This window comes from Bacillus sp. IT-79MI2, from assembly GCF_949768135.1.
Lineage (GTDB): Bacteria > Bacillota > Bacilli > Bacillales > Bacillaceae_G > Bacillus_A > Bacillus_A pseudomycoides.
The window spans coordinates 1-14,994 of record NZ_CATKPV010000083.1 but is presented as its reverse complement, the minus strand read 5'-3'; the positions used below and the strand labels follow the sequence as shown (position 1 = coordinate 14,994).

Annotated in this window: 16 protein-coding genes, 1 tRNA gene, 1 other RNA gene and 1 other annotated feature; of the genes, 4 read left to right on the top strand and 14 right to left on the bottom strand. The window is 37.0% G+C overall.

All coding sequences use genetic code 11. The features are described 5' to 3' along the window. Positions 1-214: 214 nt before the first annotated feature. The 7 genes from ACM6HU_RS21000 to tadA form a co-directional block, all read right to left on the bottom strand. Positions 215-484: a pro-sigmaK processing inhibitor BofA family protein gene (locus ACM6HU_RS21000; protein WP_016116868.1), complete on the bottom strand. Its 270-nt coding sequence runs from the start codon at positions 482-484 to the stop codon at positions 215-217. A 235-nt stretch (positions 485-719) separates the two neighbouring features. Next, entirely contained in the window at positions 720-941 is a 222-nt protein-coding gene (locus ACM6HU_RS20995; RefSeq protein ID WP_016116867.1) for a YaaL family protein, read from the bottom strand. A 14-nt stretch (positions 942-955) separates the two neighbouring features. Further along, entirely contained in the window at positions 956-1,552 is a 597-nt protein-coding gene (gene recR, locus ACM6HU_RS20990; protein ID WP_003194165.1) for a recombination protein RecR, read from the bottom strand. A gap of 17 nt (positions 1,553-1,569) precedes the next feature. Next, complete coding sequence (locus ACM6HU_RS20985; protein ID WP_170927980.1) at positions 1,570-1,896, bottom strand: YbaB/EbfC family nucleoid-associated protein; 327 nt, start codon at positions 1,894-1,896, stop codon at positions 1,570-1,572. A 25-nt stretch (positions 1,897-1,921) separates the two neighbouring features. Further along, a complete protein-coding gene (dnaX, locus tag ACM6HU_RS20980) occupies positions 1,922-3,610 on the bottom strand; it encodes a DNA polymerase III subunit gamma/tau (RefSeq protein ID WP_016116865.1) in 1,689 nt (562 codons plus the stop codon). A gap of 133 nt (positions 3,611-3,743) precedes the next feature. After that, an RNA gene (ffs, locus tag ACM6HU_RS20975) (signal recognition particle sRNA large type) lies at positions 3,744-4,008 on the bottom strand. A 78-nt stretch (positions 4,009-4,086) separates the two neighbouring features. Next, on the bottom strand, positions 4,087-4,584 hold the full coding sequence (tadA, locus tag ACM6HU_RS20970) for a tRNA adenosine(34) deaminase TadA (RefSeq protein ID WP_016116864.1): 498 nt from the start codon (positions 4,582-4,584) through the stop codon (positions 4,087-4,089). Positions 4,585-4,916: 332 nt separating this feature from the next. On the opposite strand from tadA, the gene ACM6HU_RS20965 reads away from it, so the two are divergent. From ACM6HU_RS20965 to ACM6HU_RS20955, 3 genes are all read left to right on the top strand, one after another. Then, complete coding sequence (locus ACM6HU_RS20965) at positions 4,917-5,456, top strand: isochorismatase family cysteine hydrolase (RefSeq protein ID WP_016116863.1); 540 nt, start codon at positions 4,917-4,919, stop codon at positions 5,454-5,456. 121 nt (positions 5,457-5,577) lie between these two features. Next, a complete protein-coding gene (locus ACM6HU_RS20960) occupies positions 5,578-6,213 on the top strand; it encodes a deoxynucleoside kinase (protein WP_016116862.1) in 636 nt (211 codons plus the stop codon). Positions 6,214-6,215: 2 nt separating this feature from the next. Next, a complete protein-coding gene (locus ACM6HU_RS20955; RefSeq protein WP_016116861.1) occupies positions 6,216-6,884 on the top strand; it encodes a deoxynucleoside kinase in 669 nt (222 codons plus the stop codon). A 35-nt stretch (positions 6,885-6,919) separates the two neighbouring features. On the opposite strand, the gene ACM6HU_RS20950 is transcribed toward ACM6HU_RS20955, so the two are convergent. From ACM6HU_RS20950 to guaB, 7 genes are all read right to left on the bottom strand, one after another. Then, complete coding sequence (locus ACM6HU_RS20950; protein ID WP_016116860.1) at positions 6,920-7,303, bottom strand: DUF3797 domain-containing protein; 384 nt, start codon at positions 7,301-7,303, stop codon at positions 6,920-6,922. Between the two features lie 167 nt (positions 7,304-7,470). Further along, positions 7,471-7,563: transfer RNA gene (locus tag ACM6HU_RS20945), tRNA-Ser, on the bottom strand. Positions 7,564-7,700: 137 nt separating this feature from the next. After that, a complete protein-coding gene (serS, locus tag ACM6HU_RS20940; RefSeq protein ID WP_016116859.1) occupies positions 7,701-8,975 on the bottom strand; it encodes a serine--tRNA ligase in 1,275 nt (424 codons plus the stop codon). Positions 8,976-9,026: 51 nt separating this feature from the next. After that, positions 9,027-9,248, bottom strand: a binding site (T-box leader). A gap of 54 nt (positions 9,249-9,302) precedes the next feature. Continuing rightward, entirely contained in the window at positions 9,303-9,893 is a 591-nt protein-coding gene (gene pdxT / locus ACM6HU_RS20935; RefSeq protein WP_016116858.1) for a pyridoxal 5'-phosphate synthase glutaminase subunit PdxT, read from the bottom strand. A 17-nt stretch (positions 9,894-9,910) separates the two neighbouring features. Then, the gene (gene pdxS, locus ACM6HU_RS20930) at positions 9,911-10,798 is read right to left on the bottom strand and encodes a pyridoxal 5'-phosphate synthase subunit PdxS (RefSeq protein WP_414848422.1); all 888 of its coding nucleotides are present in this window, start codon (positions 10,796-10,798) and stop codon (positions 9,911-9,913) included. A 159-nt stretch (positions 10,799-10,957) separates the two neighbouring features. Continuing rightward, positions 10,958-12,277 carry a serine hydrolase gene (locus ACM6HU_RS20925; protein WP_414848421.1) on the bottom strand — a complete coding sequence of 440 codons (1,320 nt, stop codon included), beginning with the start codon at positions 12,275-12,277 and terminating at the stop codon, positions 10,958-10,960. Positions 12,278-12,381: 104 nt separating this feature from the next. Then, positions 12,382-13,845: an IMP dehydrogenase gene (gene guaB / locus ACM6HU_RS20920; RefSeq protein ID WP_016116856.1), complete on the bottom strand. Its 1,464-nt coding sequence runs from the start codon at positions 13,843-13,845 to the stop codon at positions 12,382-12,384. Between the two features lie 115 nt (positions 13,846-13,960). On the opposite strand from guaB, the gene ACM6HU_RS20915 reads away from it, so the two are divergent. Continuing rightward, positions 13,961-14,956, top strand: a complete 996-nt coding sequence (locus ACM6HU_RS20915) for a YaaC family protein (RefSeq protein ID WP_016116855.1) — start codon at positions 13,961-13,963, stop codon at positions 14,954-14,956. Positions 14,957-14,994: the final 38 nt, after the last annotated feature.

The window sequence follows — 14,994 nt, the reverse complement described above, 5'->3', positions numbered from 1 at the left end:
TCTAAAATAAAAATTGACGTTTCACGTTGTTTGTTTCGTTTAGTTTTCAAAGTTCAACATCGCGTTTCAGCGACTTTTACAATATAACATTTCTCAATCACTTCGTCAACTTCTTTTTTCTTTTGTCGTTGACGACGCTTATTAATTTATCACATTAACAATTAATAAGTCAACACTATTTTTCACTTTTTTAAAATAAATGCCAAAATGTTATTCATCCTGGCATTATATATAATTTAATGATAACTAAAGCACAAATACCCGGCACCCCCAAAATGCTAGAAATAGAAGCTGTACCAATATTAATTGGAATATGAAAACCAAAATATGTTCCAATCACATTAACGGCAAACAATAATACTACACCTATCATCACTTTAACGAATATCTTTCCTATGAAGTGCAACGGCTTCACTGAAGCGCCAAAAATCAGCAAAACAAATACCAAAGCAAGAATTCCACCAATAATCAATGTAGCGTTCATTTTCCCCCTCCTTATATAACCTATACACTCTATTTGTATGGGACAAGGAAGCAAAAAATACCGTTCAATTATTTTAATCAGCGTGGGGATTCATCCCTACTAATTATTAGTTCTCACTGATCGGGATTTTACGAGCAATTGATCACTCATAATTCCGCCGAATTTTTAGATTGAGATTTCGCCGCCCGAGAATAATAGTATAAAGAAAAGACCCTATTTTAAAAAACAGGGTCTTTTACCATTGCTCCATTTTTACAGGACGCCTTTTTGCTTCTTTTAGTAAGAAAAAGTATTTTGCTTCTGCTATTTTCAAAGAACATAGTACATCTTGAGATGGTTCGACACTTTGTTCTACCATCCTTTTTTGACGTAACCACTCATTCTTCACTTTTTCTAATACAGCAATTAACTTATCATCATATTCTTTTCGCAACTTGCCCTTTTTTTGAAAAAACATTTTGATTTCTCCTCTTATATTTCTCTACGGCCTTCTAGAGCCTTCGATAGCGTTACTTCATCCGCATATTCTAAATCTCCACCAACGGGAAGACCATGCGCAATACGAGTCACTTTAATACCTGTCGGTTTTAAGAGGCGGGAAATATACATCGCTGTAGCTTCCCCTTCAATATTCGGGTTCGTTGCTAAAATAACTTCTTGTACAGTTTCATCTTGTAACCTTTTTAATAACTGTGGAATATTAATGTCCTCCGGTCCAATTCCCTCCATTGGTGAGATTGCACCACGAAGCACATGATAGACACCTTGATATTCTTTCATTTTTTCCATTGCGATTACATCTTTTGCTTCCTGTACAACACAAACAACCGATTGGTCACGATGTGAATCATCACAAATATAACAAGGATCACGATCTGTAATATGTCCACAAACAGAACAGTATGTTAAATTTCGCTTTGCATTTACAAGTGATTTAGCAAAGTCTAATACGTCGTCTTCTTTCATATCTAACACGAAGAAAGCCAATCGGACTGCCGTTTTCGGACCAATCCCCGGCAACTTCATAAAGCTATCGATAAGCTTTGAAATCGGTTCTGGATAATGCATATATCAATATCCTCCTACTAGAACATTCCACCTGGTAAGTTTAAGCCTTTTGTGAATTGCCCCATTGTAGAGTTTGAAAGTTCCTCAGCTTGCTTAAGTGCATCATTTGTTGCAGCTAACACAAGGTCTTGTAACATTTCGATATCTTCTGGGTCTACAACTTCTTCTTTAATTTTCACTTCAATAATTTGCTTGTGACCATTTACAATAACGGTAACCATTCCGCCGCCAGCTGTACCTTCAACTGTTTTTTCACCAAGTTCCTCTTGTGCTTTCGCCATTTGCTTTTGCATTTTTTGCATTTGTTTCATCATGTTATTCATATTTCCCATTCCGCCACGCATCATAATAAATTCCTCCTAATTGTTGTTATTCTTTTATTTCAATAAGTTGTTGCCCTACTAATTTTACCGCCTCTTCTACGAGAGGATCTACTTTTTGTTCCGCAGCTTCTTCTGAATTTCCACCTTCACGTTGTAAAAACTCTTCGCGAATTTTCCCCCACTCACTCTTTGGAATTGCAATCATATTCAACCTTTTACTCAACAATTCAAAAAGAATTTGTTCTACGGTATCCATTGCATCACGATTTTCACTTGCCATTTTGCAATGTATCTCATATTGGAAAGCTAACACATAAGAATCTTCAGAAGCTGCAACTGGTTCACTATTCTCTAATAATACAGCAAACGCTACTTTATTATAGGATTTAAGTCTTCCTAGCAGCTCACCCCATATACCTTTTAATTGCTCTAAATCTTGGCGTTTCGCTTGCTTTAATACTTCATGTACCCGTCCAACAGGTATTTTCATACTTCCTGTCCGCACAGGTTTTGGCGTTGTACGTATCTCTCTTACTTCCTGTTGCGCACCAGCTGGTACACCATTCTTCTTCACATGTTCTAGTTCTTTTTCTAGTTGTTGCATTCTATTCATAATTGCTTGCAAACGGTCTGCACCATTTGTCTGCACCATAAATTGCTGGCAAATTTGCACCATAACAACTTCTAAGAAAATTCGCGGATGATTTGTCCACTTCATCTCCTGTTGCCCCTTACTGAGCGTATGAATAATTTCATAAATCATCTCAGGTTGCATCGCTTCACTTAGCATACGGAACTGATCATCTACAATTACCCGTTCTAACATATGTTCCAATTGTGGTGAAGTTTGATATAAGAGCATATCACGATAATAGTAAATGAAATCTTCCATAAAACGAACTGGGTCTTTTCCTTTACTCATCATATCATCAATAATACGCAATGCTCTTGATACATCATTCTCGCGTATACATTCTACAAGGTTACCTAAATATTGTTGAGAAACAGAACCCGTTACCGCTAAGACATCTTCAGTCGTAACTACTTCATCGCTATAAGAAATAGCTTGGTCGATCAGACTGAGTGCATCACGCATACCGCCCTCAGCAGCACGTGCAACAATTTGTAATGCTTCATCTTCTACCTTTGTACCTTCATTTGTAACAACCGTCGCTAATCTCTCTACAATATCATGTACTGATATCTTCCGAAATTCAAAACGTTGACAGCGTGAAATGATTGTAGGTGGGATTTTATGAGGCTCTGTAGTCGCTAAAATAAAGATAACATGTTGTGGTGGTTCTTCTAACGTCTTTAAAAGCGCATTAAAAGCTCCCATAGAAAGCATGTGGACCTCATCAATAATGTACACTTTATATCTCACTGCACTTGGGGCATACTTTACTTTATCTCTTATATCTCGAATTTCATCTACACCGTTATTTGAAGCCGCATCAATTTCTAATACATCCGAAATAGACCCTTGTGTAATACCTAAACACGCAGGGCATTCATTACAAGGTTCAGCTACTGGAGCATGCTCACAGTTAATTGTCTTTGCAAATACTTTTGCAATTGTCGTTTTACCCGTTCCTCTCGGGCCTGAAAATAAATAAGCATGCGAAGCTTTCTCTTGAAGAAGGGCATTTTGCAACGTTTTTGTTACGTGCTTTTGACCGACTACATCTTCAAAATTTTGCGGTCTCCATGTTCGGTATAACGCTTGGTATGACACGAAAATACGGCCTCCCTCAAAGGTTATTATCTTGTATATTATAACCCATTCTGTTTATAGATTCCAAAAGTTATTTTCTATACAAAAAACCCACCTCTTTATATAAGGTGAGTTTTGTATACATATATAACTGCCGTGCACCTTCTGTCGATTACGTACCATAAGCGTTACTTAAGCAGTTAGCTCGGTTCAGGCACTCCTGCGGCACACGAGAAAACCCGCTTATTGCTGCTTCCTTCCGGACCTGACAAGGTTCACGGGGTCCCGTTGCGCAGGACCCAAACGTCAACACCACTTACTTAAGGCAGGCCTTACAGTAACATAACCTCGAGAAGGGATTCGGCCTCGCTAGAGCGGATTGCGAGTACAGGGCACCGCTACCTCCCCGCTTAGCACGGCAAAGTTAAAACCAATATTCGGTTGCCTTAATGAAGGCAATATCAGTATAACTTGTTTCTTCATAAATTGCAAATATGTTAAGTACCTGTATTTTTATCCAATTTTCCCTTCTTCTCTTTCCTTCTTTTACGAAGTTCTCTAAAAAAATTCGTTAACAACATGCCACATTCTTCTTCCATCACACCAGATACTACTTCACATTGGTGATTAAAACGCTCGTCCGTTAAAAGGTTCATTAAAGTGCCTGCACATCCACCCTTTGGATCACTTGCACCATATACAACACGTTTTACACGGGATAACACAATTCCACCTGCGCACATTGGACATGGTTCTAATGTAACGTATAACGTTGCATTTTCTAAACGCCACGTACCTAACTTTTTACAAGCTTCATCTATAGCTAATAACTCTGCATGAGCAATTGATCGTTGCTCTGTCTCTCTTAAATTGTGAGCAACGCTGATTACTTCCCCACCGAGTACAATAACAGCTCCAATCGGAACTTCTTGTATTTCTTCAGCTTTCTTCGCTTCTTCTATTGCAAGCTGCATAAAATAAATATCTTGTTCCATAATACAGTCCTCTCATTACGAATAAAGTATTATAACCCTTTACTACTATATCAATCCATTTTGATTTTCGGACATATAATCCCTTGCTACGCAGAACAAAAAGTAAACTCCACTCATTTTATCCTTTTGTTTTCACTTGACATGGCGCAGGAAAAGGATCTGAATGCTTCTACGCATGATCGGATTCTCTCTCCAGCCCAAAAAGAAAGGTTTTATGTCAGTTTTTCAATTTATATTCATATACATACTATTCAATTACACTTCTCCTTACAGATACGGGATAACTTTCATACATTCAATCCACTCTAAAGAAAAAGGAAGGGTGATTACATATGAAAAATACCGCATTGCTCATTATTGACATGATTAACGACTTCCAATTCTCGCATGGACCAATCCTCGCACAAAAATGTAAAATGATTACAGATCCTATTTTACACTTAAAACAAACAATGAAAATGAATGGTTATCCTGTTATTTATATTAACGATCACTATCAACTATGGAGAGCTGATATCGATCAACTTATTACTCATTGTACAAATAATTATAGCAAAAACATTATACAAGCAATCGCTCCCGGGGCAGATGATTATGTGTTTATTAAACCACATTATTCAGCATTTTATGAAACTCCCTTAAATTCTTTATTAGGACATTTAAAAGTTGAAAAACTTATCATAACAGGGATTGCAGGAAACATCTGCATCCTTTTTACAGCCAATGACGCTCATATGAGGAACTATACTCTATATGTACCTCAAGATTGCACTGCTTCTAACTCTGATCAAGATAATAAACACGCTTTAAAAATAATGGAAACAACATTAAAGGCAAATATTACACCCTCTTTTCAATTAAAACTTGAATAGCATGCGTCGATTTTCCAACTTTTTATGACAAATTAGTCCGCTTGCTTCCCTCTTGTGCTACAATAATTCTGTTTTGTGCTTTTTATTTACAGGAAATTATGAATTGAAAGGAGGAAACAGCGTGACCGGAGTACCATTTATTACGGTTGAAGGACCTATCGGTGTTGGAAAAACTTCACTAGCGAAGGAAATTTCAACTCACATGCAACTCCATTTATTAAAAGAGATTGTCGATGAAAATCCTTTCTTAGGGAAATTTTATGAAAACATTGAAGAATGGAGTTTCCAAACAGAAATGTTCTTTCTTTGCAATCGCTATAAACAATTGGAAGACATTAATATAAAATACTTGAATCATCGTAAACCAGTGGTAGCAGATTATCATATACTTAAAAATTTAATTTTTGCATCTCGCTCATTAAAAGACGCTCAATATGACAAGTACATGCAAATTTATCGTATTCTTACGCAAGATATGCCCGTACCAAATGTCATTGTATATTTAACAGCAAGTCTAGAAACATTACAAAAACGAATTGCAATGCGTGGACGTGAATTTGAGAAAAACATGGATCCGAATTACTTACTACAACTCACTAAAGATTATGAAACGGCAATGGATGCTTTTAAAAAGGACCATCCTGATATTCCGGTATTAAAATTCAATGGAGATAACATGGATTTCGTGAAGAACAGTGACGATCTAAATGTAATTTTATCTACTCTCCAAAATACACTCTTAAAGGGGACGAAATAGCAATGAATTTAAGGCAAAAGTATGATATACCAAATGATGCAGTAATTACAATTGCTGGTACAGTTGGCGTTGGTAAATCAACTATGACAACCACACTTGCCAATGCTTTAGGTTACCGAACATCATTTGAAAAAGTAGATTCAAATCCATATTTAGATAAGTTCTATGCTGATTTCACGCGCTGGAGCTTTCACTTACAAGTTTATTTTTTAGCAGAAAGATTTAAAGAACAAAAAAGAATTTTCGAATACGGCGGTGGCTTTGTACAGGATCGTTCTATCTATGAAGATACTGGCATTTTTGCGAAAATGCATCACGAAAAAGGAACAATGACAGAAACAGATTATGAAACATATAAAGGGTTATTCGATGCAATGGTTATGACACCTTACTTCCCACACCCAGACTTATTAATCTATCTAGAAGGTTCTTTTGATGATATTGTCAGTCGTATTCAAGAACGTGGTCGCCCTATGGAACAACAAACTCCAATTGAGTATTGGCAAGAAATGCACGGACGTTATGAAAACTGGATTAATAACTTTAATTCATGTCCTGTCCTACGCTTAAATATTAATGAATACGATATTTTAAAGGATGAAGACTCAATTGAACCAATTATTAAGAAAATTGGTCATTTCTTAAAACAAACACGTAAGCTTGTAAAATAAAAAACCCGTGCGGATGCACGGGTTTTCCTATTAACTTACTTTTTCTTTTTCGTTGGAGCAATAATTTCGCTCTCTGGTTTCCCAGCATTAATACGCTGACGAACCGTACTTGTACTAATATCATATGTCTCAGCAATTTCTTTAACGGTCATTTCTTTTCCATTAATGATTGCTGTTAATACTTTACCAGTACGTTTTGGAGCTACTTCTTTTTTCGTAGTTTGTTTCGGTGCTTCTACTTTTTTCAATTCTTTCTTCACATTACAAGTACAACCGCAAAGTTTGCGGAATGTATCATCACTTATAATACGTGATACGTTTGCACCACTATTTAAAATTCTATTGTTCTTACAGACTGGACATTGTACATAGTATAAAGTTTTTCCATCTAAAGGAAACGTTTGTATAATAAGATCCATGTTGACTCCTTTCATATCTATGAAGATAATCATCGGAATATGAGTGTTTCATAAGGCTTTTTCTCGCCTTACATCATACTTTCTGATTGGTTTTAAAATAAAAACTCGTTACGTGTTGGTAACGAGTTCTCCAATCTCCACTTATATGCGCTGTTGTCAATTATATCTGGAGGAGGTAGAGGGATTCGAACCCCCGCGCGACTCTCGCCGCCTGTCGGTTTTCAAGACCGATCCCTTCAGCCAGACTTGGGTATACCTCCATATTGACATCAAATATAATATCAAAAGAAAAACAGTTAGTCAAGTACACCATAATAAATTGTAGGAAAAGGAAAAAACAACCTCCTTTTCCTACAATTTTTTCACTGACAACACTCATACCGATGAAAGTTTCAATTTATTTAATAACTGTTTTCCCTCCCATATAAGGGCGAAGAACTTCTGGAATTATAATTGTACCATCTTCTTGTTGATAGTTTTCTAAAACAGCTGCAACTGTACGTCCAATTGCAAGTCCAGATCCATTTAGTGTATGAACAGGTTCTGGTTTTGCATTCGGCTCACGACGGAAGCGAATATTCGCACGTCTTGCTTGGAATGCTTCGAAGTTACTACAAGAAGAAATCTCACGATACGTGCCATAGCTTGGAATCCATACTTCAATATCGTATTTCTTCGCTGCTGTAAATCCTAAATCTCCTGTACACATGCTCATAACACGATATGGTAGACCTAATAATTGTAACACGCGTTCCGCATCATTTGTTAATTTTTCTAATTCTTCATAAGAATCTTCTGGTTTAACAAATTTCACAAGCTCAACTTTATTAAATTGATGCTGACGGATTAAACCACGCGTATCGCGTCCAGCTGATCCTGCTTCAGAACGGAAACAAGAGCTAAATGCTGCATAACGAATTGGTAATTGCTCTGGACTTAAGATTTCGTCACGGTGCATGTTTGTTACAGGAACCTCAGCTGTAGGAATTAAGAAGTAATCTTCACTCTCAATACGGAACGCATCTTCTTCAAACTTTGGAAGTTGTCCCGTTCCTGTCATACTTGCACGGTTTACCATATACGGAGGTAAAACTTCTTCATATCCATGTTCATCAGTATGAAGATCCAGCATAAAGCCAATTAAAGCACGTTCTAATCTTGCACCTGCACCTTTATAGAATACAAAGCGGCTTCCCGTTACTTTAGCAGCACGCTCAAAATCTAAAATCCCTAAATCAGTTGCAAGATCCCAGTGAGGTTTTGGTTCAAAGTTAAATTCTTTTACTTCTCCCCAAGTACGCGCTACCACGTTATCATCTTCTGTTTCGCCGATTGGTGCAGATTCATGTGGGATATTTGGAATAGAAAGCATTAATCTCTCTAAATCTTCTTCAACTGTACGAAGCTCATTATCAAGATCTTTTACTTTCTCTCCTACTTCACGCATCTCTAAGATTAACGCTTCTGCATCTTTCTTTTCACGCTTTAGTACAGAGATTTGTTGAGATACTTCATTACGCTTGCTCTTTAATTCTTCTGTTTGAACAAGTAATTCTCTTCTTCTTGTATCTAGTTCTTCGAAACGACCAAAATCAGTTAAATCTTCGCCTCTATGCTGTAATTTTTCTTTTACTTCTTCAAAATTCGTGCGTAAAAATTTAATATCAAGCATTATATATTCCTCCTTTTATTTTATAAAACACAAAAAACTCCCGTCCCTGTAAAAAGGGACGGGAGTTAACCCGCGTTGCCACCCTAGTTGAAAGCAATATTGCTTTCCTCTCAAGTAGAAATAACGACTCTTCACCGGAAATGTTTACTAATCATAAAGATATTCCACATTTCATTCCAGGATGGATTCACAAACTGTTTCTATCGGTTTCCACCAGCCACCGACTCTCTATAAGAAACATCATTTGTTACTACTTCCTATCAACACGTTTATTTTATAAAATTGTTATCATCAATTTACTATAATCTTACACAAGTTGCAAGTTACTTATACAACTTTTTTCATTTTCGCCTCTTTCACCATCTGTACAAAATATGCTGTAACACGATGGTCATCCGTTAACTCCGGATGGAAAGAAGCTGCTAAAAATGGTCCTTGTCTTACTGCTACCATTCGATCATTGTGCATAGAAAGAACTTCTACTTTATCTCCTACACTTACAACGTATGGTGCACGAATAAACACGCCAATAAAGTCTTCCCCTACACCTTTTATTGAAAGAGCAGCTTCGAAGCTATCCTTTTGGCGTCCAAACGCATTACGTTCAACTGTAATATCCATAGCGCCAATATGAGATTCTTCATAACCAATAAGATTGTTTGCAAGCAAAATCATACCTGCACACGTACCGAACATTGGTTTACCAGATTTCGCAAATTCACGAAGTGCCCCCATAAAATCGTACTTATCGATAAGACGGCGCATTGTTGTACTTTCACCGCCTGGTAAAATAAGACCATCAATTTCTTCAAGTTGCTCTACACGCTTTACAATTACAGCATCTGCACCACTTGCTTCAACTGCCTTTACATGCTCGCGAACAGCTCCTTGAAGAGCCAATACACCGACTTTAACCATTTGAAAATCTCCTTTAATTACCAACCGCGTTCTTGCATGCGTTGTTCTGGTAATAATGTTGAAATTTCGACACCTTTCATTGCAGTACCTAATCCTTTAGAAAGGCTTGCAATTAGCTCATAATCTTCGTAATGTGTCGTTGCTTCAACAATAGCACGTGCAAATTTTTCTGGGTTTTCTGATTTGAAGATACCAGATCCTACGAACACACCATCTGCACCAAGTTGCATCATTAATGCAGCATCTGCTGGCGTTGCTACACCACCTGCTGCAAAGTTTACAACTGGTAGGCGACCAAGACGTTTGATTTCAAGTAATACTTCATACGGAGCACCAGTATTTTTTGCATATGTCATTAATTCGTCTTCACGTAGGCTCGCAACTTGACGGATTTCTGCGTTTACTTGACGCATATGACGTACTGCTTCTACAATGTTCCCTGTTCCAGGCTCGCCTTTTGTACGAAGCATAGATGCACCTTCTGCAATACGACGCGCTGCTTCTCCAATATCACGACATCCACATATAAATGGAACAGTGTAATCACGTTTATTTAAATGATATACTTCATCAGCTGGAGTTAATACTTCACTCTCATCAATGTAGTCTACCCCTAATGATTCCAGTACACGTGCTTCCACGAGGTGACCAATACGGCATTTTGCCATAACTGGAATTGATACAGCACCCATAACTTCTTCAACAATTGTTGGATCTGCCATACGTGCAACGCCACCTGCTGCACGAATATCTGCAGGAACGCGCTCTAGTGCCATAACAGCAACTGCGCCCGCTTCCTCTGCAATTCTTGCTTGCTCAGCGTTAACTACGTCCATGATAACGCCGCCTTTTTGCATTTCTGCCATTCCACGTTTTACACGTTCTGTCCCTGTTACATTTGTCATGTACAAAAACCCCCCTAGGTGAATTGCTTTTCCCCATTAACGGCGAAAATTGAGAATACTCTTACATTCTACCACTAACTATTAGAGACTTGTCCACTACTTTTTCATAAAGTCGGTATGAAAAATAGGAATAAAAAAAGCTCCTACAACGAGGAGCTCTTAAAACCAACCTTTTACTGTGTCAGCAGCACTGTTCCAAATACCACTAAAGAAAGAACCAATACCACGCATAGAACGTACAAACCAGTTTGCCTTTTCTACTTCTGATTTTGTAATAAGATCTACTTGTAATGATTTACCTAATAGGAATCCAGGATCATTATTATCTTTAGGTGATATAACCATTTGACCAAGTGTTGTACCTTTTTTAATTGGTGCTTCTTTATCTTTACTTACGTCTTTAAATTCTGTTTTATAGACGTCTTTACTTCCTTTTAACATCGGAAGCGTAATTGCTTGTTTAGTCTGAATTGTTACATCTTTATCTTTCGCATTTTCTACTCGTACAGTTTCATGTCCTTTTACCGTAGATCCTTTTGGATATACCTTTTTCACTTCAAAGTTTGTAAAACCGTAATCAAACAATTTCTTTGTTTCGTCAAAACGTGCTGTATGAGAATTTGTTTTAATAACGACAGAAATCAAACGCATATCATTTCTTTCAGCTGTACCCGTAAAACAATCTCCAGCTTCTGGAGTAGATCCTGTTTTCAAACCATCTACACCTTCATATTCCTTAACTAATCCTTTTAGCATCCAATTCCAGTTATCCATTTTAATAGGATATTTTCCACCTTCTTGGAATACTTTTTTCGGAATTTTAGCTGTTTCTAATACTTTTGGAAAATCTTGAATAAGATGTTGTGCTAAAATTGCACAATCTCTAGCAGACATTTTATTTTCCTCGTCTGGAGTTGTACCTTCAGGTTGTTGTCCTTTTAAATCATGATTTGTTAAGCCAGTAGAGTTTACGAATTTATAATTCTTCAATCCAAGCTCTTTTGCTTTATCATTCATCATTTTTACGAAATCTGCTTCTTTACCTGCAATTGCTTCAGCTAAAGCAATTGTTGCTCCATTTGCAGAATAAATTGCCATCGCTTCATATAGCTCTTTTACCGTGTAAGAGCCACCATTTTCCAATGGAACGTTTGATAATGAGCGATCTTGTGAAATCGTATGTGCGTATTCAGAAACTTTTACCTTTTGGTCCCACTTAAGTTTCCCTTTAGCCACCGCTTCATTAACTAAGTATTCACTCATCATTTTTGTCATACTAGCAATCGCTAATAATTCATCTGCATTTTTTTGATATAAAATTTTTCCAGAATCTGCTTCTACTAAAATGGCTGCTCCTGCTTCAACATTTAAAGCAGCACCTGTTTCTGCCGATGCACTACCATATGTAACAAACATGCTACAAAATAGTGTAAGCACTGCTACCATTGCAATGAATCGCTTGCAAAACATACCTTTCACTTCTTTTACCCCCAATATCTTTGTACTCACATAACCGTTATTCTAACATAATCAAAAAAAAATAGACAGAGATATCAAATCTCCATCTATTTACATATAAGACATTATAAAGAGTAATTTGGTGCCTCTTTTGTAATTTGTACGTGATGTGGGTGACTTTCACGTAAACCAGCACCTGACATACGAATAAATTGTGCATTCTCACGTAAGAATTCTAAGTCATTTGCTCCGCAATACCCCATACCTGCACGTAAACCACCAACTAATTGGTGAACTGTATCAGCTAAAGGTCCTTTATATGGCACACGGCCTTCGATACCTTCTGGAACAAGTTTTTTATTACCTTCTTGGAAGTAACGATCTTTACTTCCTTTTTCCATCGCTCCTACAGAACCCATACCGCGATACACTTTAAATTGGCGCCCTTGATAAATTTCAGTTTCTCCTGGGCTTTCTGCTACACCAGCAAACATACTACCGAGCATTACAACGTGTGCCCCTGCCGCTAAAGCTTTTACCATATCACCAGAGTATTTAATACCACCATCGGCAATGACTGGAATACCGTGCTTACGAGCTTCTGTCGCACAATCATATACAGCTGTTAATTGTGGTACACCAACACCAGCTACAACGCGTGTTGTACAAATAGAACCTGGTCCAATACCAACTTTGATAACATTTGCACCTGCTTCAATTAATGCGCGTGTCGCTTCAGCTGTGGCAACGTTACCTGCAATAATATTTAATGCTGGATACTTTGCACGAACTTCTTTCACCTTCTCAATAACACCTTGAGAATGTCCATGAGCTGTATCAAGTACAATTACGTCTACGTTTGCTTTTACTAACGCATCGATACGAAGAACAGCGTCTGCAGTTACACCAACTGCTGCTCCAACTAACAAACGACCTTGCTTGTCTTTTGCTGAGTTTGGAAACTCAATTACTTTTTCAATATCTTTAATTGTGATAAGCCCTTGTAATACACCGTTATTATCAACAAGAGGGAGCTTTTCAATTTTATATTTCTGTAGGATCTTTTCAGCTTCTTCTAGCGTAGTGCCAACTGGAGCTGTAATCAACTTTTCTTTTGTCATTACATCGGAAATTTTAATAGAGTAGTCTTGAATAAAACGCATATCACGGTTTGTAATAATACCAACTAATTTTTGCTCTTCTAAGTTATTTACAATTGGTACACCTGAGATACGATATTTTCCCATAAGATGCTCTGCATCATATACTTGATGATCCGGAGTTAAAAAGAAAGGATCTGAAATAACGCCGCTTTCAGAGCGTTTTACTTTATCAACCTGCTCAGCTTGGTGCTCGATAGACATATTCTTATGAATAACCCCTAAACCACCTTGACGTGCCATTGCAATGGCCATATCAGCTTCTGTTACTGTATCCATTCCTGCGCTAATTAAAGGAATGTTTAACTGCAAGCTTTCAGATAGAACTGTCTTAACACTTACTTCTCTTGGCAATACATCTGACTTCGCTGGTACAAGTAATACATCATCGAATGTCAAACCTTCTTTAACAAATTTAGATTCCCACATAATTGTTCCCCCCATGATACCAGAAATTATTATTAGTAGCTTAACAATTGGTTAAAATACTGTCAAGAAAGTGCGTAAATGTTAGAATTTTTAGATAATAAAAGGAGCGTAATATATGCATCATACATCTCATACTTGGCAGCAATTAAGTTTCTTTTTTTCATCCCAACATGTACAGCGTTATCTTGCCCGCTGTTATGAAAAATTACCTATTGAAAACGCTGAAAAAAAAAGCTTCGAAAATTGTTACCCTTTTATTTATTACTTAGAGCACGGAAAAAGTTATTATGAATTATGTAAAACTGCACCTTTTTCAATCCAACCTATGCTGTTATTTTATGGAATGAGTCAACTTTTAAAAGCGTGCTTATTAACTGTTGATCCTAACTATCCAGAAACAACAACAGTTTTGGCACATGGAGTAACAACACGTAAACGAAAAAAACAAGGATATCAGTTTTTAGAGGATGAGGTTAAAGTGCAGAAGAATGGATTATTCACCCATGTTGCAGAACGGATGTTTCACATGAAACACTTGGAGGCCGAGAAATTTATTATGTTAGAACTAATGGGGAAAATCCCCGAATTAAAAACCTTATTCCAGTATAGTCAAAAAGAGAAAATGTTATATACGGTTCATACGGTAGACGAACATCATATTTCATTTTCTTCCAACATACTTGATCGTCTACATATGACGAAAGAGCGTTTTTCTCGTTACATAGAAACATCTTGTAAACATCTCAGTATACAGTACACACCAAGTGAAACCTTTGAATCTGATCTACTATTCTCAGCTTCCACTAAAACATGGAACCCTTTGTACAGTACACCTTTATCTTTTGATTGCAACACCAGCACTTACTATTTGCCAATAACTAAAGACGTAAGAAGTTGTAAATTATTCTTACCAGAACCACTCATACATTATTTATTGCTCTACAATTTAAGCATGATTTCTCGCTACGAGACCGACTGGTGGTACGACTTATTAGGAAGCTATGCCTCCGAAGATTACCCATTTATTTATCAATTTTTAGGAATCTCTACAAAGAAAATCCCTTACTATGTTTTACTGTTTTTATTAGATCAACAATCCCCTATTTCTTAGGAAATAAAAAAGCACGAGTCAATTGACTCGTGCTTTAT

Bases quoted from the DNA above. Each gene is read 5' to 3' on its own strand.
- ACM6HU_RS20955 (WP_016116861.1), top strand. From the start codon at position 6,216: ATGAATTTAAGGCAAAAGTATGATATACCAAATGATGCAGTAATTACA.
- ACM6HU_RS20950 (WP_016116860.1), bottom strand. From the start codon at position 7,303: ATGGATCTTATTATACAAACGTTTCCTTTAGATGGAAAAACTTTATAC.
- ACM6HU_RS20995 (WP_016116867.1), bottom strand. From the start codon at position 941: ATGTTTTTTCAAAAAAAGGGCAAGTTGCGAAAAGAATATGATGATAAG.
- ACM6HU_RS20965 (WP_016116863.1), top strand. From the start codon at position 4,917: ATGAAAAATACCGCATTGCTCATTATTGACATGATTAACGACTTCCAA.
- guaB (WP_016116856.1), bottom strand. From the start codon at position 13,845: ATGTGGGAATCTAAATTTGTTAAAGAAGGTTTGACATTCGATGATGTA.
- pdxT (WP_016116858.1), bottom strand. From the start codon at position 9,893: ATGGTTAAAGTCGGTGTATTGGCTCTTCAAGGAGCTGTTCGCGAGCAT.
- serS (WP_016116859.1), bottom strand. From the start codon at position 8,975: ATGCTTGATATTAAATTTTTACGCACGAATTTTGAAGAAGTAAAAGAA.
- recR (WP_003194165.1), bottom strand. From the start codon at position 1,552: ATGCATTATCCAGAACCGATTTCAAAGCTTATCGATAGCTTTATGAAG.
- ACM6HU_RS21000 (WP_016116868.1), bottom strand. From the start codon at position 484: ATGAACGCTACATTGATTATTGGTGGAATTCTTGCTTTGGTATTTGTT.
- ACM6HU_RS20985 (WP_170927980.1), bottom strand. From the start codon at position 1,896: ATGCGTGGCGGAATGGGAAATATGAATAACATGATGAAACAAATGCAA.
- tadA (WP_016116864.1), bottom strand. From the start codon at position 4,584: ATGGAACAAGATATTTATTTTATGCAGCTTGCAATAGAAGAAGCGAAG.
- pdxS (WP_414848422.1), bottom strand. From the start codon at position 10,798: ATGACAAATGTAACAGGGACAGAACGTGTAAAACGTGGAATGGCAGAA.
- ACM6HU_RS20915 (WP_016116855.1), top strand. From the start codon at position 13,961: ATGCATCATACATCTCATACTTGGCAGCAATTAAGTTTCTTTTTTTCA.